At 70.9% G+C, this 19141-nt stretch carries 15 protein-coding genes and 1 pseudogene; 8 read left to right on the top strand and 8 right to left on the bottom strand.

Annotated features, from left to right (window positions below; genetic code table 11):
- Nucleotides 1-32 precede the first annotated feature (32 nt).
- The 5 genes from OHB13_RS03365 to OHB13_RS03385 form a co-directional block, all read right to left on the bottom strand.
- Nucleotides 33-1655, bottom strand: coding sequence for a GxGYxYP domain-containing protein (locus OHB13_RS03365; RefSeq protein WP_328375503.1), 1623 nt, complete (start codon nt 1653-1655; stop codon nt 33-35).
- A 309-nt stretch (nt 1656-1964) separates the two neighbouring features.
- Complete coding sequence (locus OHB13_RS03370) at nt 1965-2816, bottom strand: NAD-dependent epimerase/dehydratase family protein (RefSeq protein WP_328375506.1); 852 nt, start codon at nt 2814-2816, stop codon at nt 1965-1967.
- Nucleotide 2817: 1 nt separating this feature from the next.
- Nucleotides 2818-3207, bottom strand: a complete 390-nt coding sequence (locus OHB13_RS03375; protein ID WP_266859447.1) for a cupin domain-containing protein — start codon at nt 3205-3207, stop codon at nt 2818-2820.
- A 67-nt stretch (nt 3208-3274) separates the two neighbouring features.
- On the bottom strand, nt 3275-4213 hold the full coding sequence (locus OHB13_RS03380) for a zinc-binding dehydrogenase (RefSeq protein ID WP_328375508.1): 939 nt from the start codon (nt 4211-4213) through the stop codon (nt 3275-3277).
- A 56-nt stretch (nt 4214-4269) separates the two neighbouring features.
- Nucleotides 4270-4683 (bottom strand): nuclear transport factor 2 family protein, encoded by a 414-nt coding sequence (locus OHB13_RS03385; RefSeq protein ID WP_266859445.1) that lies wholly within the window; start codon nt 4681-4683, stop codon nt 4270-4272.
- 148 nt (nt 4684-4831) lie between these two features.
- Here OHB13_RS03385 and OHB13_RS03390 point away from each other — a divergent pair, with 148 nt between their 5' ends.
- Together OHB13_RS03390 and OHB13_RS38705 are read left to right on the top strand one after the other, a co-directional pair.
- Nucleotides 4832-5740 carry a LysR family transcriptional regulator gene (locus OHB13_RS03390; protein ID WP_328375511.1) on the top strand — a complete coding sequence of 303 codons (909 nt, stop codon included), beginning with the start codon at nt 4832-4834 and terminating at the stop codon, nt 5738-5740.
- Nucleotides 5741-5806: 66 nt separating this feature from the next.
- Nucleotides 5807-5935: pseudogene (locus OHB13_RS38705) on the top strand (IS256 family transposase); the annotation flags it as partial.
- A 214-nt stretch (nt 5936-6149) separates the two neighbouring features.
- On the opposite strand, the gene OHB13_RS03400 reads toward OHB13_RS38705, so the two are convergent.
- Entirely contained in the window at nt 6150-6578 is a 429-nt protein-coding gene (locus OHB13_RS03400; RefSeq protein ID WP_328375516.1) for a secondary thiamine-phosphate synthase enzyme YjbQ, read from the bottom strand.
- Nucleotides 6579-6677: 99 nt separating this feature from the next.
- On the opposite strand from OHB13_RS03400, the gene OHB13_RS03405 reads away from it, so the two are divergent.
- Complete coding sequence (locus OHB13_RS03405) at nt 6678-7781, top strand: FAD-dependent oxidoreductase (protein ID WP_328375518.1); 1104 nt, start codon at nt 6678-6680, stop codon at nt 7779-7781.
- Between the two features lie 322 nt (nt 7782-8103).
- On the opposite strand, the gene OHB13_RS03410 is transcribed toward OHB13_RS03405, so the two are convergent.
- Nucleotides 8104-9912: an ABC transporter ATP-binding protein gene (locus tag OHB13_RS03410; RefSeq protein ID WP_266859436.1), complete on the bottom strand. Its 1809-nt coding sequence runs from the start codon at nt 9910-9912 to the stop codon at nt 8104-8106.
- Between the two features lie 213 nt (nt 9913-10125).
- On the opposite strand from OHB13_RS03410, the gene OHB13_RS03415 reads away from it, so the two are divergent.
- From OHB13_RS03415 to OHB13_RS03430, 4 genes are all read left to right on the top strand, one after another.
- Nucleotides 10126-10581: a MarR family winged helix-turn-helix transcriptional regulator gene (locus OHB13_RS03415; protein WP_266859435.1), complete on the top strand. Its 456-nt coding sequence runs from the start codon at nt 10126-10128 to the stop codon at nt 10579-10581.
- Nucleotides 10582-10668: 87 nt separating this feature from the next.
- Complete coding sequence (locus OHB13_RS03420; protein WP_328375522.1) at nt 10669-13617, top strand: FAD-binding and (Fe-S)-binding domain-containing protein; 2949 nt, start codon at nt 10669-10671, stop codon at nt 13615-13617.
- Nucleotides 13618-13731: 114 nt separating this feature from the next.
- The gene (locus OHB13_RS03425; RefSeq protein WP_328375523.1) at nt 13732-15594 is read left to right on the top strand and encodes an ABC transporter ATP-binding protein; all 1863 of its coding nucleotides are present in this window, start codon (nt 13732-13734) and stop codon (nt 15592-15594) included.
- Entirely contained in the window at nt 15591-17372 is a 1782-nt protein-coding gene (locus tag OHB13_RS03430) for an ABC transporter ATP-binding protein (protein WP_328375524.1), read from the top strand. The genes OHB13_RS03425 and OHB13_RS03430 overlap by 4 nt, the downstream gene beginning before the upstream one ends.
- Nucleotides 17373-17422: 50 nt before the next feature.
- On the opposite strand, the gene OHB13_RS03435 is transcribed toward OHB13_RS03430, so the two are convergent.
- Nucleotides 17423-18013 (bottom strand): TetR/AcrR family transcriptional regulator, encoded by a 591-nt coding sequence (locus tag OHB13_RS03435; RefSeq protein ID WP_328375526.1) that lies wholly within the window; start codon nt 18011-18013, stop codon nt 17423-17425.
- Nucleotides 18014-18191: 178 nt separating this feature from the next.
- On the opposite strand from OHB13_RS03435, the gene OHB13_RS03440 reads away from it, so the two are divergent.
- Nucleotides 18192-19130 (top strand): alpha/beta fold hydrolase, encoded by a 939-nt coding sequence (locus OHB13_RS03440; RefSeq protein ID WP_328375528.1) that lies wholly within the window; start codon nt 18192-18194, stop codon nt 19128-19130.
- The last annotated feature ends 11 nt before the right edge of the window (nt 19131-19141 follow it).

Genomic DNA, 19141 nt, shown 5'->3' on the forward strand with positions numbered 1-19141 from the left:
CGGCCTCCGGCGAGGCCGGCCGGCCTCGCCGGTCAGGCGGGCGGAAGGTGCAGTGCCTTGCGGGCGAGCCGGAAGTACTGGTCGCCGCGGACCACCTGGTAGCGGGAGTCCAGCGAGCGGGCGATCGTGACCACGTCGGACGGGGTCAGGTTCCAGGCGAGGGTGCCGATCGACAGGAACAGGGGCTTGGTCCCGTCCCAGTCGGCGGAGGCCTTCGCGATCGCGTCCCGGGCGTCCACCACGGAGTCGGTCAAGTAGCTGACGGACAGCGGCACGCTGCCCTCCAGGGCGCTGGTCCCGGTTCGGGTGGTCCACTCCTCCAGCAGGCCGAGCGGACGCACGTCGTGGAGGTACTGGCGGGCCTTCGCGCCGGTGAGCGGGACGTCCGAGCCGGACTTGCGGTTGAGGATCACGGCGCTGTCCAGCCCGGTCCGGCGCATGTAGCGAGCGCTGGTCTCGGTGAAGACCCGGAAGGTGTCGTCCGGCCAGGGCGTCGGATACGCGTAGCCCGCGCCGGAAGGCCCCGCCATCAGGTAGTCCTGCCGGGTGGCGGTGCGCTGGTAGTAGGACAGGAAGGTGGGCGCGGCGTCGGCGAGCACCGGGTTGGTGGACCAGTTGATCGGCACCGCACCGCGCGCCGGATCGTCCCACAGCACTCGCATGCGGTGCTGGTTGTACTGGAGGTTGTCGCCCTCCGTCATGGTGAAGGTGACGTAGATACGGTTGCCCAGTCGCGGCGTCGGCAGCGTCACCTGAGTCCTCGCCAGTGGCGCCCGCACTCCGCCGAAGACCGTCAGGTTCTGTGACCAGTCGCTGGCCAGCACCACCAGGCCGTGCTCCGAGGTCAGCTCGGTGCCGTCGCTCTCGCCGCCCACACCGGAGGGGAACCAGCCCAAATAGGGGGAGCCGGCCGACATCTGGGACATCACCCGGGCGCCCAGCTCACGGGAGTCGGGCTGGTCGGCGTGGATCCACAGCACCAGCGCCCGGGTGGCGACCGCGTAGTCACGCAGATAGGCCCCGACGCTGGGGTCGAGCCCGACCAGCAGGCGCTGGCTGGCGTGCGGCCAGAGGTGGTCCACCGCCCAGCGGTAGGCGGACAGTTCGTCGGTGAACCGGTCGCGCAGGTCGTCCAGGACCTTCAGGTTGTACGGCTCGGCGGTCAGCTTGGGCAACTGGTCGGGGGAGGCGGCCACGGCGTTGCGCAGGCCGGCCAGCGTGGTGGCGAGGTTGACGGTCGCGGGCTGGGCCGGGTCGGTGACGATGACGCCCCTGATCTCCGAGCGGTACTTCGACAGCAGCGACCACGGATCGCCGACCGCGCGGAAGGCCAGGCCGGCGGTCTTCAGCCAGGTGGTCGCCCCCTCGTCGGACTCGCGCAGCAGAGCGATCCGCGGCCGACTGCGATTCACGTTGCCCTGCAGCGTGGCGAAGAGCAGTTGTTCGTCGGCGTCCGCCGTCGTCAGATCCGCGACGTCCAGTGCGCGGGGTTCGGCGAAGCCGGGCAGTATCCGCTCGCGCGGCCACCACAGGCCGCCCGTCGGCGGAGCCGCGGCCGACGCGGTGCCGGGCATCGCCCCGGCGAGGGCGGCACCCGCACCGGAGGTGGCGAGCAGGCCGAGCATCTTGCGCCGACCGAGGTTGGGGAGTGACACGGTGGGACCTCCACACTGGATCTTCGACGAGCAGGCAGGACAACGTTGTCAGCACCGCACAGCACGGTCAATGCCCCGTCAGGGAATGGCCGGCCAGGAGGAGTTGGCGCTCCCGGTGGCCGCCGCGGCGCAGGCCGCGCCAGGTCAGGCCTCACAGCGAGCGGTCGCGTCGGCTGATTGAACCTTTCCGGTCGTGCGCAGGTCTTCCAGAGGTTGTCGGCCGGGGCAGTTGCAGGTCGGCGTCGGCCTCATACCGACGCGGGCGGATCGCTGGATCGTCGCCAGGTGCGAGCAGTGTCACCGTGTCCGCTACTCCGGGCCGGTATGGAATCCGTCGCGCCAGGACGGGTGGCGTGGTGCCCAACCGAGTGCGCGGGCCTTGGCGTTGCGTGCCCCGCGTTCCCAACCAGCACGGCCGGTGCTGCGGGCGGGTGCCGGTGCGCCGAGCGCATGGGCGAAGACTGGCACCCATGCATGCGCGGGGGCTGGCTCGTCGTCAACGATGTTGATCGTTCCGCTCGGCCAGTCGAGGGCGAGGAGGGCGGTCCGGGCGGCGTCCTCGATGTGGAGGAAGGAGCTCACGGCGTCGTTCGCGGCGAGCTCGCCGGCACGCAGTCTGGTGGACATCAGTGCGTTCGGTGCGTACCAGGTGCCGGGGCCGTACAGGGTGCCATAGCGCAAGACCACGTGGTCGGGGGTTTCGGCCACCGCGTTCTCCAGGGCCTGTACGCCGAGGACGGTGGTGGCGCGTGGCTCGTCCGCGGTGAGATCAAGCGGTGTGGATTCATCGGCGGATGTATCACCGGCCTGGTATGCCCACGCGATCGACTGCGCGATCATCCGGCCGACTCCCGCCGTACGGGAGGCGTCGACGAGGTTGCGGGTGCCGTCGACCCGTATGCGGGCGTTGTCCGCGCTGCTGCCCGCCGCGAGCGCGGTGAGTTGATGGATGACGGCATCCGGTGCGGCGGCCGCCAGCGCCTCGGTGACGGCCGCACGGTCGAACACGTCCAGCCGGATACCGGTGGCACCGGCGGCCGTGACCCGCGCTGCGCCTTCGAAAGTACGGGAGGTGCCCGTGACTTGGTGGCCCTGGGCCAGAAGTAGGGGTAGCAGGCGGCGGCCGATGACGCCAGTGGCGCCGGCCAGGAAGATGCGCACGTCATGCCTCCTTGGGGGCCCGAAGGTGGCGGCGGGCGGCCAGTTCGTCGTCCGTGACGAGGGTGAGCATCGGCTCGCCGGGGGCGTGGATCATGACCACGACGAAGCAGGTGGTGGCATCGGAAAGGTTGTTGGCCGCCTGGTAGTGGATTACGTCGCCGCCGGGCTCCGAGAACGCCTCGCCTGCGCGGATGACGCGTGCGGGCTCCCCCTCCAGCTCGAACAGGAGCTCACCTTCGAGTACGTAGCCGAAGACCGGCCCGGAGTGCCGGTGTGGGGGCGTACCCGCGTCGCCCGGCGACAGCTCAAGAGTGGCTGTCATTGCTTCGGCCTTCTCCGGGACGAAGAGCAGGGGCTGGTGCGACAGGGTGGTCAGGATGGTGTTGGTCATGAGGATCCGCTCGGGGTGAGTGTCGGATGCGGTGTCGTCGGTCCGGTCGGCGAGCCCGGCGTGTGGGTCAGCCGACGGTCAGGACGGCGTTTCCGCGGATGTTGCGGCCGCGCAGATCGGTGATGACGTCGGGGGTGCGACGCCAGTCGCGGACCGTGCCGATCTCGGGGTGCAGGCGGCCGGCGGCCACCAGGCGCACCAGGGCGGCCAAGTCCTGGCCGTACGTCGCATCGGACGTCGTGTAGTCGAAGTGCATGATGCGGGCCTGGTTCGGGCCCTTGAAGAAGTCGAAGAAGTTGAGGGTGACGGGTTCGCGGCTGGCCTGCCCGAACCACACCAGGTGCCCGCCCGGCGCCAGTTGGGCCAGTGCCGTGGGAAGACTGGCTCCGCCGACGGATTCGAGAACCACGTCGTAGGGGCCCGCCGCCTCGTCCACCGACGTGATCAGTTCGGCGGCCCCGAGCTGTAGCAGCCGTGCGCCCCGCTCGACGGTGGCGGTGACCGCGGTCAGCTCCGCGCCACAGGCGGCGGCCAGCTCGGTCAGGTAGTGGCCGACGCCCCCGCTGGCCCCGGTGAGCAGGATCCGGCGTCCGGCGATCGGCCCGGCGACGCGCAGCAGTCGCAGTGCGGTGATCCCGGCGAGCGGGAGCGCCGCGGCGGTCACCGCGTCGACGCTGTCGGGCAGTTCGGCGAGGCTCGTGGTGGGTACGGCGACGCGCTCGGCCCAACCGTACGCCGGGGGATGGGCCACCACTCGGGTACCGGCCGTCGGGCCGGTGCCGTTGGCCGCCGCCCGTATGACGGTGCCGGCGACGTCCTTGCCCGGGCGCCATCCCGCCCAGCGGCGGTCGAGGCCGCCGTCGAGCTGGAACGTCTCTCCGCGGTTGACGGAGTACGCCTCCACCGCGACGACGGCCTCGTCGGCGGCGGGCTCGGGCTCGGGGGCCTCGCCGAGGACGACCGGCTTGGTGGCGTCGGCGGTGGATCCGGGCAGCATGGCCTTCATGGTTCACAACTCCTGGTGACGTAACGCGTGGACGTGGACGAGAACTTGGGGCGGCTTCAGGCGAAGACGACGGTCTTGGCGTGCAGGGTGTCGAAGTGCTCACGCACCGCGGCTATCCGGCCTTCCCGGACCGTGAAGACGGCCAGGCAGTGCTGGTCGTAACGGCCTCCCGCCCGCGCCAGAGCCCGGGTGTTCCATTCGGCAAGGACCCGCTCGCCCTCTCCGATCAGCCCCTCGAACTCGAACTCCATCGACTCCGGCACCAACCGGGCCACCATCGCCGGCACGAACTCACCGAGGATCTCGTCCGGTCCGGTCCAGGTGCCCGACACCGGCAGATCACCGGCCAGAGTCCAGGTCGTCTCCGGCGTGAAGAAGTCGCGCAGTGCAACCAGGTCACCCTTCATCAGGGCGTCCATGTACGCCTGGACGATTTCCTTGCTCGCTTCGGTGATTTCCTGCTGGTTCATGGTGAGGCCCTTCTCCGTGTTCGAGGCGTCGTCTCTCCGACACCTCGAACACTAGGAATCCCCCACGGCAGAAGGGAAAGACCTGTTCGCACCAGGCTCAGAACAGAACGATATAAGTGCAGGCCAGGACAGTTGTAGGGTGCGTGGCATGGCAGAACTTCGTCGTCTTCGCTACTTCCTCGCCGTCGCCCAGGAGCAGAATTTCACCCGGGCCGCAGAACGCTTGCACATAGCCCAGCCCGCCCTCAGCCGACAAATACGTCAGCTGGAACAGGAATTGGGCGTACGACTCCTCGACCGCACCACACAGTCCGTGGAGCCCACCGAAGCCGGCCGGCTCCTGATGGACCGCGGGTCGACACTGTGCGGCGAGATGGACCGGCTGTGGCAGGACGTGCGGCGCTTCGCCGCAGGTGAGAGCGGCAGCGTGTCCCTCGGCTACAGCGCGAGCACCGGCTACGAGACCGCGCCCACCCTGCTCGCCGCATTGGCCGAGGCGTATCCCGGTATCAGTACGGGCACCCGTCTGCTGCCCACCGCCGAGATCCTGGCGGGCGTCGCCGACGGCACCCTCGACGCGGGACTGGTCCGCTGCCCGCCCCCGACCCCGCAACTGGTCCGCACCCTGGTACGCCTGGAACCCCAAGGCGTCCTGATGTCCGCAGACCACCCCCTCGCCGCCGGTTCGGATGTCGACGTGCACGCGCTCGTCGACGAGACCGTGCTCGTACACGCACGCCACGACAACCCCGGGCACTACGACGCGATCACCGGCATTCTCGACCGCGCCGGAATCTCTCCGCGGCTGCGCGAGCGCCAACTGTCCTTCGATGCCTCCCACATGCCCGTCACCCAGGGCGAAGCCGTATCCATCGTCGGCGAGTCCGCCCTGCCCGGCCTCCCGGCCGGCCTGGTGTGGCGGCCGCTGTCCCCGGCAGCGACCATCGAGATCCACCTGCTCACCCGCGGCGGCACCGAACGGCCCGCCACCGCCCGGCTACTGGAGGTCGCCTCCCGCACCGCTCGCGCCCATGGCTGGCTGCGCTCACCGTCCTGACCCGCCATAGATGAACGGCCACCGGCTGATCTTCGAAGTGTCGAAGCCTCGAAGGAGATCAGCACGATGACCGCACCAGGCAGTCTGCCCCTGCACGCCCTCACCGAAGACAACCTCGCCGCAGCGAGTCCCGATCTCCTGCGCGCGATGGTCAAGACGTTCGCCGACGCCCTCATCTCGGTGGTCGCCACCGCCTGTCTGCTCGGCGATCCACTCCGAGCCGTACTTCCATTGCTCCTGGAACTCGTTGCATGCCGAGGCGGGTGTGAAGCTGATCGCAGCGCCGCCGCGCGGGATGAGCCAGCGAAGTTCGTGTGCCGGGATTGGCTGCATGGAGCGCCGCTCCCGGCAGTCCTGAGTGCCCGGTTGGTACGGCCGGAACCGCCCACTACAGTGCAGGTCGAGCAACTCACCCACCGAAGAAGCTCAACCGAACGTGCCGGTTGACGTTATCCACGTTGGTATCCACCAGGCACACCGACTGCCACGTCCCCAGTTCCAGCCGCCCTCCGATCACCGGAAGTGTCGCGTGCGGTGCCACCAGGGCCGGTACCACGTGGTCCCTGCCGTGGCCCGGGGTGCCGTGTCTGTGCTGCCAGCGGTCGTCCGCCGGGAGTAGCCCGCGCAGGGCCGCGATGAGGTCGTCGTCGCTGCCCGCGCCGGTTTCCAGCACCGCTACGCCGGCTGTCGCGTGCGGTACGAAGACATTGAGCAGGCCGTCACGGCCCGCCGCCGCCTCACGGAGGAAGTCCTCGCACTCCCCCGTCAGGTCGGTGACGGTCTCGCGGTCGCCCGTCCTGATGTGCACGATGCGAGTCGTGAAGGTGGTGTCTGCCATGCGTCCCATCCTCCCGCGCGCCGGAGGCACGTGCCCGTCCGGGCGGGTCGGCCGTCCCCGGGCGGGAAGATCCCGGAAGCCGGAGCTGTTGGATGAAACGTGAACGACTCCGGGGTACGCGCAGTGGACGTGGTGGTCATCGGCGCGGGACAGGCGGGCCTCTCCGCCGCCTACCACCTGCGGCGCACCGGGCTGACCCCCGGGCGGGATTTCGTCGTGCTGGACCATGCCCCGCGGCCGGGTGGCGCCTGGCAGTTCCGCTGGCCCTCGCTGACCTACGGCAAGGTGCACGGGATGCACTCGCTGCCCGGTATGGAGCTGGGCGACGCCGACGGCGACCGGCCCTCGTCGGAGGTCGTGGGCGAGTACTTCACGGCGTACGAGGAGGCCTTCGGGCTTCAGGTACGCCGGCCCGTCGAGGTCACCGCGGTACGCGAGGGCCACGGCGGGCGGCTGCGCGTCGAGACGTCACAGGGTGTCTGGACCGCCCGTGCGGTGATCAGCGCCACCGGCACCTGGGACCGGCCCTTCTGGCCGCACTACCCGGGCCAGGAGACCTTCCGGGGACGGCAGTTGCACACCTCGGGATACCGCGGCCCGCAGGAGTTCGCCGGGCAGCGGGTCGTGGTCGTCGGCGGCGGGGCCTCCGGTACCCAGCATCTGATGGAGATCGCCGGCGTCGCCGCCGGGACGACCTGGGTGACGCGGCGCCCGCCGGTGTTCAGGGAGGGGCCGTTCACCGAGGAGTGGGGCCGGCGAGCGGTCGCGATGGTCGAGGAGCGCGTACGGCGGGGGCTGCCGCCGCAGAGTGTCGTCTCGGTGACCGGACTGCCGGTGAACGACGCGATCCGGGCCGCCCGGGACCGGGGCGTTCTCGACCGGCTGCCCATGTTCGACCGGATCACCCCGGACGGGGTCGCCTGGGACAGCGGTCGCACCGTGGCGGCGGACACCATCCTCTGGGCCACCGGATTCCGGGCCGCCATCGACCATCTGTCACCCCTGAGGCTCCGTGAACCGGGCGGTGGCATCCAGCTCGACGGCACCCGCGTGGTCTGGGACGAGCGGATCCATCTGCTCGGTTACGGGCCTTCGGCCTCCACCATCGGCGCCAACCGGGCCGGACGCTCGGCGGTCCGGGACGTCCGGCGGCTGCTGGAACGCTCCGGGGACCCCGCTCCCGTCGGCGCCTCAGCCGCCTGACAACGGCAGCAAGTTGACGAACACACGAACAGGGGAGCGGGTGTTCGCTGGAACGTGTGGTCGTACCGGATTCGCTTGCCCGGCTACCGCACGAAGCAGGATGCTTACAGTGCGCAAGCGACGGGCTGCAGACCGCGACTGCGCAGTCCCACTGATGAACCATGCACAAGGAGAACGCACCACCATGAACTTCCTCACCGACCTGCTTGCCGGCATCGTCCACTTCGTGGGTTGGCTCGTCTGACACTCGTTCCGACCGGCGCCGTCGCTTCCCGTCCCACGGGAGCGGCGGCGCTGTCGTGTCAGGTGCCGGCGCCGGCCGTCAGACGGTCACGGTCGGGGCCCGCTCGCCGTCCCTGCGGACCAGTGCGGCATACCGGCCGTCCAGTGCGAGCAGTTCGTCATGCGTCCCGCGCTCGGCGACCCGTCCGGCGTCCAGCACCACGATCTGGTCGGCGTCCCTGACCGTGGAGAGCCGGTGCGCGATGGTGATGGTGGTGCGACCGGCGGACAGACCGTCGATGGCCTGCTGCACGGCGTGTTCGGTGCGGGTGTCCAGGGCGCTGGTGGCTTCGTCGAGGATCAGGACCGGCGGGTCGCGCAGGATCGTACGGGCCAGGGCCAGGCGCTGTTTCTCGCCGCCCGAGAAGCGATACCCACGCTCACCGACCAGTGTCCGGTACCCGTCGGGCAGCGAAGCGATGTGCTCGTGGATCTGCGCGGCTCTGGCCGCCTCTTCGAGCTGGGCGTCGGTGGCGTCCGGCTTGGCGAAGCGCAGGTTGTCGGCGACCGACGCGTGGAAGAGGTAGGTCTCCTGGGAGACGACGCCCACGGCCCGCGCCAGCGTGGCGAAGTCGAGGTCGCGCACGTCGACACCGTCCAGCGTGACCTGTCCGCCGGTCACGTCGTACAGCCGGGGCACCAGATAGCTGAGGGTGGACTTGCCCGAACCGGTGGGGCCGACGACCGCCAGGCTGCCGCCGGCGGGCACCGCGATGTCGATGGCCTCCAGAGTGGGCCCGCTCGTCTCGTCATAGCCGAAGTCGACGTGCTGGAAGCGCACTTCGCCACGGACCTCGTCCAGCGGGACGGGGTTCTCGGGCTCCGTGATGTCCACCGGCAGATCCAGGTACTCGAAGATCCGCTGGAAGAGGGCGATCGACGTCTGCATGTCCACACCGGTCGACAGCAGGCTGACCGCCGGGCGGAAGAGTCCCTGCTGGAGCGAGACGAAGGCGACGAGCGTACCGATGGAGACATGGGGCCCGCCCTCCTGGAGGGCCAGGCCCGCCGCCCAGTAGATGACGGCCGGCATCGCGGCCATGACGATGCCGATGGTCGACATCCGCCACCGTCCGGCCATGCTGGAGCGCACTTCGAGGTCGACGAGGCGTTCGGACTCCGTGGCGAAACCCTGGGTGAGCGAGTCGGAGCGGCCCATGGTGCGTCCGAGCAGGATGCCGCTGACCGACAGCGACTCGGTGACCGTGGCGGCCATCACCGCCATCTGCTTCTGCCGCTCGGTGGTGATCTTCTTGCGCTCGCGGCCGACCCTGCGGCTGATCCAGACGAACACCGGGAGCAGCAGGAGGGACACGATCGTCAGCCGCCAGTCGAGGGCGACCATGGCGACGACGGTGGCGATGACGGCCGTGAGGTTGGAGACCAGGGAGGTCGCGGTGGAGGTGACCGTCGCCTGCATACCGCCGATGTCGTTGGCGATGCGGGACTGGACCTCACCGGTGCGCGTCCGGGTGAAGAAGGCGAGCGGCATCCGCTGCAGCTGGGCGTAGACGGCGGTGCGCAGATCGTGCATGACGCGCTGGCCGACCGTGGTCGAGATCAGGGTCTGGAGCACTCCGAAGACGCTGTTCACGACCGCGGTGGCGATCATGCCCAGGGCGAGCAGGCTCAGCAGACCGGTACGGCCCTGCGGGATCGCGGTGTCGAGGATGGCCCGCAGCATGAACGGCGAGGCGACCGAGACCAGCGACGAAGCACAGACCAGCAGTCCGACGAGCGCCAGGCGCGCGCGGTAGGGGCGGAAGAGCCGGACGATACGCCGTACTTCGGCAGGCGGCCGCCCGGCCGCACGGGGCGGGGGCGTCCAGTCGGGGCGTTCGGGTTTCATGAGCTCCTTCGGCAGTGGAGGTGATTCAACGGTGACTGCACAGTCGTTCAGCAGTGGTTCAGCGCTCCGGCAGTGCGGCGGGGGCGGCATCACCGGCCCGCCGCACGGGGCGCGGGAACGGAGCCGGCCCCGGACGTACCGGAGCGGGTCCGTAGAGCATAATGCACTGTTACCTATGCTCACAATGCACATGGTCCTGATATTGTTCCCTCCATGTCATCACCCTCCGGTGCCCCCGACGCCGACGGCCTGCTGGCCGAGCAGCTCCTCCGGCTGACCCGCAGGCTCCACCGGATCCACAAGCAGCATCTGGAGCCGGTAGGCATCACCCCCGCGCAGTCCCGCCTGCTGCGTACGGTCGCGCACTGCACCGAGCCGCCGCGCATGGCCGACCTGGCCCAGCGGCTCGAAGTGGTGCCGCGCGCCGTGACCAGCCTCGTCGACGCCTTGGAGGAGAGCGGCAGCGTCCGCCGGGTGCCCGATCCGAGCAACCGCCGGGTGGTGCGCATCGAGCTGACGGACAGCGGCCGGGCCACCCTGCGCGCGCTGCGCGACGCGCGCCGCCGGGCCGCTGAGGAGATCCTTGCCCCACTGGCCACCGGCCAGCGCGACGTGCTCGGCGAACTGCTGTCCACGCTGCTGGACGGCGCGGGCGACCACCACCTCTGACGGCCGCCCGCGCATCCACCGGACCCGCCCGGCCGCCATCCGTACAGCTCTCCAGCCGTCCAGCCGTCCAGCCCAGGAGGCTCCGCCATGCCGCTGCTCGACCCGAAGCCCGGCGCTCTCCGGCCGCGTACGAAGCGGACGCCGGCCCCCGACCGGGTGCCCGACACCCGGTCGGCCGGGACCCCCGAGCCGCTGCGCGGTGATCTGACCGCGCTGCTGGGCGAGGAGAAGGTGCTCTCGAAGGTCTCCGACCTCGTGCGGTACGCGTCCGACGCCAGCCCGTACCGATTCGTCCCCCGGGTCGTGGTGATCGCCGAGGACATCGACGACATCTCGGCCGTGCTCTCGTACGCGAGGGACAACGGCCGCCAGGTCGTCTTCCGGGCAGCGGGCACCTCACTGAACGGGCAGGCCCAGGGCGAGGACATCCTGGTCGACGTCCGCCGCCACTGGTCCGGCATCGAGGTCATGGACGACGGCGCACGAGCCCGCATCCAGCCGGGCACCACCGTCGTCCGCGCCAATGCGACGCTCGCCCGGCACGGCCGCGTCCTGGGCCCCGACCCGGCCAGCGCCATCGCCTGCACCCTCGGCGGTGTCGTCGCCAATAACGCCTCCGGTATGACGGCGGGCACCACCCGTAACTCCTACCGCACGCTCGCGTCGCTGACCTTCGTGCTGCCGGGCGGCACCGTGGTCGACACGGCCGGCCCGGCCGCCGACGACGCCCTCGCCGCCGCCGAGCCCGGCCTGTGCGCGGGGCTGCTCGCGGTCAAGGCGGAGATCGAGGCAGACCAGGAGCTGACCGCCCGGATCCGGTCCAAGTACGAGATCAAGAACACCAACGGCTACCGCCTCGACGCCTTCCTGGACGGCGCCACCCCCGTCGAGATCCTGCGCGGGCTGATGGTCGGTTCCGAGGGCACCTTCGGTTTCATCTCCGAGGTCGTCTTCGACACCCTGCCGCTGGACCGCAGGCTCTCCACCGCGCTGCTCTTCTTCCCGACGCTCCGGGCGGCTGCCGCGGCGGTCCCCGTCTTCAACCAGGCCGGGGCCCTGGCCGTCGAGCTGATGGACGGCAACACGCTGCGCGCCTCGGTGAGCGTGGCGGGCGTTCCGGCCGACTGGGCGGAGCTGCCCAAGGAGACGGCGGCGCTGCTGGTCGAGTTCCGCGCCCCGGACGAGGCGGGCAGGGAGGCGTACGAGCGGGTGGCGGCCGGGGCCGTCGCCGGCCTGGAGCTGGTGGCGCCCGTCGCCTCGGTGACCAATGAGTTCACCCGCGACCCGAAGACCATCGCCGGGTACTGGAAGGCGCGCAAGGCGTTCGTCACCGCGGTCGGCGGTGCCCGGCCGTCCGGCACGACGCTGATCACCGAGGACTTCGCCGTACCGCCGTCGAAGCTCGCCGACGCCTGCACGGCGCTGCTCGAACTGCAGACCCGGCACGGCTTCGACGCCGCCGTGGCCGGTCACGCGGCCCACGGCAATCTGCATTTCCTGCTCGCCTTCGACGCGGGGCTGCCCGAGGACGTCGAGCGCTATGCCGCCTTCATGGACGAGTTCTGCCGGCTGACGGTCGGGCGCTTCGACGGATCGCTCAAGGCCGAGCACGCAACCGGCCGCAACATCGCACCCTTCCTCGAACTCGAATGGGGCCCGAGGGCAACGGAGTTGATGTGGCGGATCAAGCAGATCATCGACCCCGACGGGGTACTCGCGCCCCGTATCGTCCTGGACCGTGACCCCGAGGCCCATCTGCGCGGGCTCAAGACCATCCCCAAGGTGGAGCTGATCGCCGACCCCTGTATCGAGTGCGGATTCTGCGAACCCACCTGCCCCAGCCACGATCTGACGACGACACCGCGCCAGCGCATCGTGCTGCGCCGCGAGATGATGCGCCAGTCGCCCGGCTCCCCGGTCGAGGACAGCCTGCTCGACGCGTACGGGTATGACGCCGTGGACACCTGCGCGGGCGACTCCACCTGCAAGCTCGCCTGCCCGGTGGGGATCGACACCGGCGCGATGATGAAGGACTTCCGCCACCGGCGGCACACCCCGCGCGAGGAGCGGGTGGCCGCGCTGACCGCACGGAACTTCAGGACGGTCGAGGCGGCGGCGCGGCTCGCGGTCGGCGCTGCGGACCGGATCAGTGACCGGCTCCTTGAGTCCGTCACCGGCCTCGCCCGCCGGGCCGTCCGCCCCGATCTGGTGCCGGAGTGGCTGCCGGAGATCCCCGGAGCGGCCGCCCGTGAACTCCCGCGCACCTCCCGCAGGGGCTCGACCGCCGTCTACTACCCCGCCTGCGTCAACCGGATCTTCGGTGAACCGGCCGGATTCCAGGGGCCCTCACTCCCCCGGGCCGTCGTGGCGCTCGCCGAGCGGGCCGGACGGCCGGTGTGGATCCCGGACAATGTGGCGGGGACCTGCTGTGCGACGATCTGGCACTCCAAGGGGTACGACGAGGGCAACACGGTGATGGCCAACCGCATCGTCGAGGCCGCCTGGGGCTGGACCGGCGGCGGCAAGTACCCGCTGATCGTGGACGCGTCGTCCTGCACCCTGGGCATCGCCCATGAGGTGGTCCCCTACCTCACCGACGACAACCGTGAGCTGCACAGCGAGCTGACGATCGTCGACTCCGTCGTCTGGGCCGCCGACGAGCTGCTCCCCCGTCTCACCGTGCTCCGTAAGACCGGCTCCGCCGTGCTGCACCCCACCTGCTCCATGCAACACCTGGGCGACGAGCAGCAGTTGAGGGCCGTCGCCGAGGCCTGCGCCGATGAGGTCGTCGTCCCCGACAGTCTCGGCTGCTGCGCCTTCGCCGGGGACCGCGGGATGCTCCACAAGGAACTCACCGCCGCCGCGACGGCGCCGGAGGCGGCCGAGGTCAACGCCAGGAGTTTCGACGCGTATCTCTCGGCGAACCGGATGTGCGAGGTCGGTATGGACCGTGCGACCGGGCGCGGTTACCACTCCGTACTCCTTGAGCTGGAGCGGGCGACCCGGCCCGGTCCCGGACCGGACCGGCGCGGCTGAACCCGGCGCGATCACGGCGCGTTCGGGTCCCCCGGACGGAAAATCGATTGCCCCGAAGCGTGGCGGAGCGCGAACCTTGCACGGTTTGAGCCCCTCTTCGACTTCTGGGATCCCATGCAGATTCGCGATCTTCCCTATCCAGATCCAGGCGATCCCGACGTACGGTCAGGTCCCCGCTTCCTCTACTGGCTCGGGCGCAACCAGCTCGGCGGTCAGTGCCGCTCGCTCGCCTGGGGGCTGCTGCACCAGTGCGGGATCGCCGGACTGCCACTGGCGGTCGGCTTCGCCGTGCAGGCGGTGGTGGACCGCTCCGGCGGCCGGCTCGCCCTCTCCGGCGGGCTGATCGCGCTGCTCGGCGCGCTGATCGCGGTGGGCGACACCATGCTGCACCGGACCGCCGTCACCAACTGGATCACCGCTGCGGCCCGCGTCCAGCAGCTGCTGGCCCGCAAGACCGCCGAGCTGGGTTCGGCGCTGACCCGGCGGGTCGCGGCGGGTGAGGTCGTCGCGGTGTCCACCGGGGACGTGGAGAAGATCGGCTGGTTCGTCGAGGCGCTCTCGCGCTTCCTCGCCGCCGCGACCGTTCTGGTCATCATCTGTGCCGGCCTGGTGGTGTATCTGCCCTCGCTGGGCATCGTGGTGGCGCTCGCCATGCCCGTACTGGCGCTGGCCGTCCTGCCGTTGCTGTCCAGCGCCACCGCGCGCGCCGATCTCCAGCGGGAGAAGGCGGGCCGGGCCACCGAGCTGGCGGCCGACACCGTGGCGGGGCTTCGGGTACTGCGTGGTATCGGCGGCGAGGAGCTCTTCCTCGGCCGCTACCGCAGCGCATCCCAGGAAGTGCGCCGGGCCGCCGTGCGCAGCGCCCGTATGTGGGCGCTGATCTCGGGGATCCAGGTGCTGCTGCCGGGGCTGCTGCTGATCGGGGTGGTCTGCTACGGTGCCCGGCTGGCCGCCGAAGGACGGATCGAGGTCGGCCAGCTCGTCACCGTGTACAGCGCGGTGACGCTGCTGCTCTTCCCGCTGCGGCACTTCCAGGAGATCGCCATGGCGTACTCGTTCTCCCGGCCGTCGGCGAAACGCGCGGCGCGGGTGCTGGCGCTCGAACGGACGGCGCACGAGGAGCCGGCCGGCCGTCCCGCGGCCGTCCCGACGGTGAGCACCGATGTGGTGCCGGCCGGTGATCTCTACGACCCGGAGACCGGACTGCTCGCGCCGGCAGGTGAGTTCACCGCTGTGGTGTGCGGCGATCCGGACGCCGCGGGCGCGCTGGCCGAGCGGCTCGGCGGTCATGCCACCGCGGAGGACGCGGGGAAGCTGCCGTCGGTCCTGCTCGGCGGGGTCGCGCTCGACGATCTGCCGCTGGACACGGCCCGTACGGCCGTCCTGGTCCAGGACAAGGACCCGGTGCTGCTGTCCGGGACCCTGAGCGAGCTGCTCGACGTGCCGTCGTCCGGCCAGGTGCCCGCCGCGCGGGCGCTGGCCGCCGCGCAGTGCACGGACGTCCTGCAAGCGCTCGCGCAGGCCGCCGCCGAACCGGGCGGCGATCCCCTGCGGACCAGGATCACCGAACGCGGGCGGTCGCTCTCCGGAGGACAGCGGCAGCGTCTTGCCCTGGCGCGTTCGCTGGTGACCGACCCGGAGGTGCTGGTGCTCGACGAGCCGACGTCGGCCGTCGACTCGCACACCGAGGCACGGGTCGCCCGGGGTGTGAAGGAGCTGCGCGCAGGCCGTACGACGGTGGTCTTCGCCTCGTCGCCGCTGCTGCTCGACCACGCCGACCGGGTGGTCTTCGTACACGAGGGTGCCGTCGCCGCGGCCGGCCCGCACCGCGAGCTGCTCCACGGCGACGTGCGGTACCGCGCGGTCGTCACCCGCCATCCCGGCGAAGAGGTGGACGGAGCGCCCGCCACCGGGGCCTCGGACCCGGCCGCCCGCACCGCCCGGCAAGCTTTCGCAGACATCGAGGAGTCGGCATGATCGGCGTCGCGCCCCCGGCCTACGACCCGGCGGCACCGGAGACGGCCACCACACTGCCGGTCGGCACACCCACGACGGTGAGGACCTACGTACGCGAGTTGCTGGGCCGCCACCGGCGGGCGTTCGCCGTACTCATCGGGGCCAACGCGATCGCGGTGGTCGCCTCGCTGGTCGGCCCGTACCTCCTGGGCGGTCTCGTCGAGGACCTGTCGAACGGCAGGCACGACCTCCATCTCGGCCGCGTCGCGGTGGTGTTCGCCGTGGCGCTGGCCGTCCAGACCTTCTTCGTACGGCTGGTGGGGCTGCGCGGCGCGATGCTCGGCGAGGAGATGCTGGCCGACCTCCGCGAGGACTATCTCGTACGGTCGGTCGCGCTGCCGCCGGGCGTCCTGGAACGGGCCGGTACCGGTGACCTGCTCTCGCGCATCACCACCGACATCGACCGGCTCGCGAACGCGATGCGCGAGGCGGTGCCCCAGCTGGCCATCGGCGTGGTGTGGGCGGCGCTGCTGATCGGCGCGCTGACCGTGACCGCGCCGCCGCTCGCGCTCGCCGTGCTGGTCGCGCTGCCGGTGCTGCTGGCCGGGTGCCGCTGGTACTTCAAGCGGGCGCCGTCCGCCTACCGTTCGGAGGCCGCCGGATACGCGGCGGTCGCCGCGGCGCTCGCCGAGACCGTGGACGCGGGCAGGACCATCGAGGCGCACCGCCTCGGCGCCCGCCGGGTGGCGCTCTCCGAGCGGCGGGTCGAGGAGTGGACCCGCTGGGAGAGGTACACGCTCTGGCTGCGGTCGGTCCTCTTCCCGGTCATCAACGTCACCTATGTGACGATCCTCGGCGCGGTGCTGATGCTCGGCGGCGTCTTCGTGCTCCAGGGCTGGATCAGCGTCGGCCAGCTCACCACCGGGGCGCTGCTCGCCCAGATGATGGTCGATCCGGTCGGGCTCATCCTGCGCTGGTACGACGAACTCCAGGTCGCCCAGGTGTCGTTGGCCCGGCTGGTGGGTGTGCGCGAGATCGAGCCGGACGCGGGTGACGGGACCATCGGCCCGGACGGGCGCGCGGTGCGCGCCGACGCGGTGCACTTCGGATACCGGGAGGGTGTCGACGTACTGCACCGGGTGACACTCGATGTGGCCCCCGGCACGCGGATGGCGCTGGTCGGGCCGTCCGGCGCGGGCAAGTCCACGCTGGGCCGGCTGCTGGCCGGGATCTACGCGCCACGCACCGGCGAGGTCACGCTGGGGGGCGCCGAGCTGTCCAGGATGCCCACGGAGCGCGTACGGGAGCATGTCGCACTGGTCAATCAGGAGCACCACGTCTTCGTGGGTTCCCTGCGCGACAATCTGCTGCTGGCCAGGGCGGGCGCGGACGACACGGAGCTGTGGGCCGCGCTCGGCGCGGTCGACGCGGACGGCTGGGCCGCCGCCCTGGACGGGGCGCTGGACACCGAGGTCGGCTCGGGCGGTCTGGCCCTCACCCCGGCGCAGGCTCAGCAGATCGCGCTGGCCCGGCTGGTGCTCGCCGATCCGCACACCCTGGTGCTGGACGAGGCGACGTCGTTGCTGGACCCGCGGGCGGCCCGCCATCTGGAGCGTTCGCTCGCCCGGGTGCTCGACGGGCGCACCGTGGTGGCGATCGCGCACCGGCTGCACACCGCGCACGACGCGGATGTGATCGCGGTGGTCGAGGAGGGCCGCGTCAGCGAGCTGGGCAGCCATGACGAGCTGGTCGCTGCGGACGGCGCGTATGCGGCGCTGTGGCGGTCCTGGCACGGGTGAGCGCGGGGGCCGGGGTCCGTCGGGTCGACGACGGGCCCCGGCCCGCAGCGCTACGTGCGCGTACGCAATGCCTGTGAGAGCGCGTCGACGGTTACGCCCACAATGGCCCGGAGCTGCGCCGGGCTCGCCCCGGCTCTGCTCATGACGGCGAGAGACTGGTTCACGGCGGCCATGTGTTCAGCGAAGGCCTCGGCGTCCCGGTCGGTCAATCGGCCCGCCTTCAGTGCGGCGCGCAGACGCGAGCGCTGGAAGCCCAGCGCCTCCTTCGCGTGTGCCGCGACGCTCTGGCTCAGCACCGGGATCGCCATGGCCGACTGGGCAACCAGGCAGCCGTCCGGCAGTTCGGGATCGGCGATGCGCTCAAGGGTGACGTCGAAGAACGCACGAACGGCTGCAAGAGGCTCCGAGGCCGCACACGACAGGGCGGCGTCGTACTTCTCGCCATAACGCGCGGCATACCGGTCCAGGCAGCGCAGGAAGAGCGTGTCCTTGTCGCCGAGCGAGGAGTAGATGGAGCTGCGGTTCAGACCGGTCACCCGGGACAGATCGTCCACTGAGGTATCGGCGTAGCCGGCCCGCCAGAACTGGACCATCGCGGCGTCGAGTGCCGTGTCCATGTCGAATTGCTTCTTGCCTGCCACGTGGCACTTCCTTGCCGGTGTCTGTCGATGTCTCGTGCGCTGCGCCGCACCATTCTATCTTGAAACACTCAGTTCAAGATGTGTTAGCGTCCCCGCATGGTGATGGCCGGGCGTCCCTCACACGTCGCGACAGCGCGACGGCGTTCACCAAGACACCTCACCCCGACGGAGGATCCCCATGACTGACCCTGCGACCAGCGCTCGGCTCGTCTGTGAAAGCAACCCCGTCCGCGATCTGCCCCTGCACGACCTGGCGGGATTCACTCACCGCTGGGTCGACGCGGACGGCGTCCGCCTCCACGCCGTCGAAGGCGGCCGGCCGGCCGGCCCGGCCGTTGTCCTGCTCGCCGGGTTCCCGCAGACCTGGTGGGCATGGCGGAAGGTCATGCCCGGTCTCGCCGACCGGTTCCACGTCATCGCGATCGACCTGCCGGGTCAGGGCCACTCCGAGCGTCCGGGGCGCGGCTACGACACGCACACGGTCGCCGCGCATGTCCACGCCGCCGTGAAGGCTCTCGGAGTGTCGTCCTACTGGCTGGTCGCCCACGACATCGGCGCCTGGGTCGCTTTCTCCCTGGCACTCGAATTCGAGAGCCACCTGCACGGGGTCGCGCTGCTCGACGCCGGAATTCCCGGCATCACCCTCCCCGAAGCGATTCCCACCGACCCGGATCGGGCGTGGAAGACCTGGCATTTCGCGTTCCACCTCGTGCCCGACCTGCCCGAGACGCTGCTGGCCGGCCGCGAACGGGACTACGTCGGCTGGTTCCTGAAAGTGAAGGCGCTCTCTCCCGACACGTTCGATGACGCCGAGCTCGACCACTACGCGGCGGCCGTCGCCGCCGACGGTGGCCTCCGCGCTTCCCTCGCCTACTACCGGGACGCCGCCGATTCGGCGCGCAAGAACCACGAGGCACTGGAGCGGCGGCACCTGACCGTGCCCGTTCTCGGGATCTCCAGCAGCCACGGCTCCGTCCCGGACATGGCGGCCTCCATCAGCCCATGGGCCGACAACGTCACCGGCGTCGTCGTGCCCGACGCCGGACACTTCATCCCCGATGAGCAGCCCGGAGCCGTCGCCGCGGCGATAGCCGATTTCGTCCTCGCCGGCGGCTGACACCGGCCGGA

Source organism: Streptomyces sp. NBC_00440 (assembly GCF_036014215.1).
GTDB lineage: Bacteria > Actinomycetota > Actinomycetes > Streptomycetales > Streptomycetaceae > Streptomyces.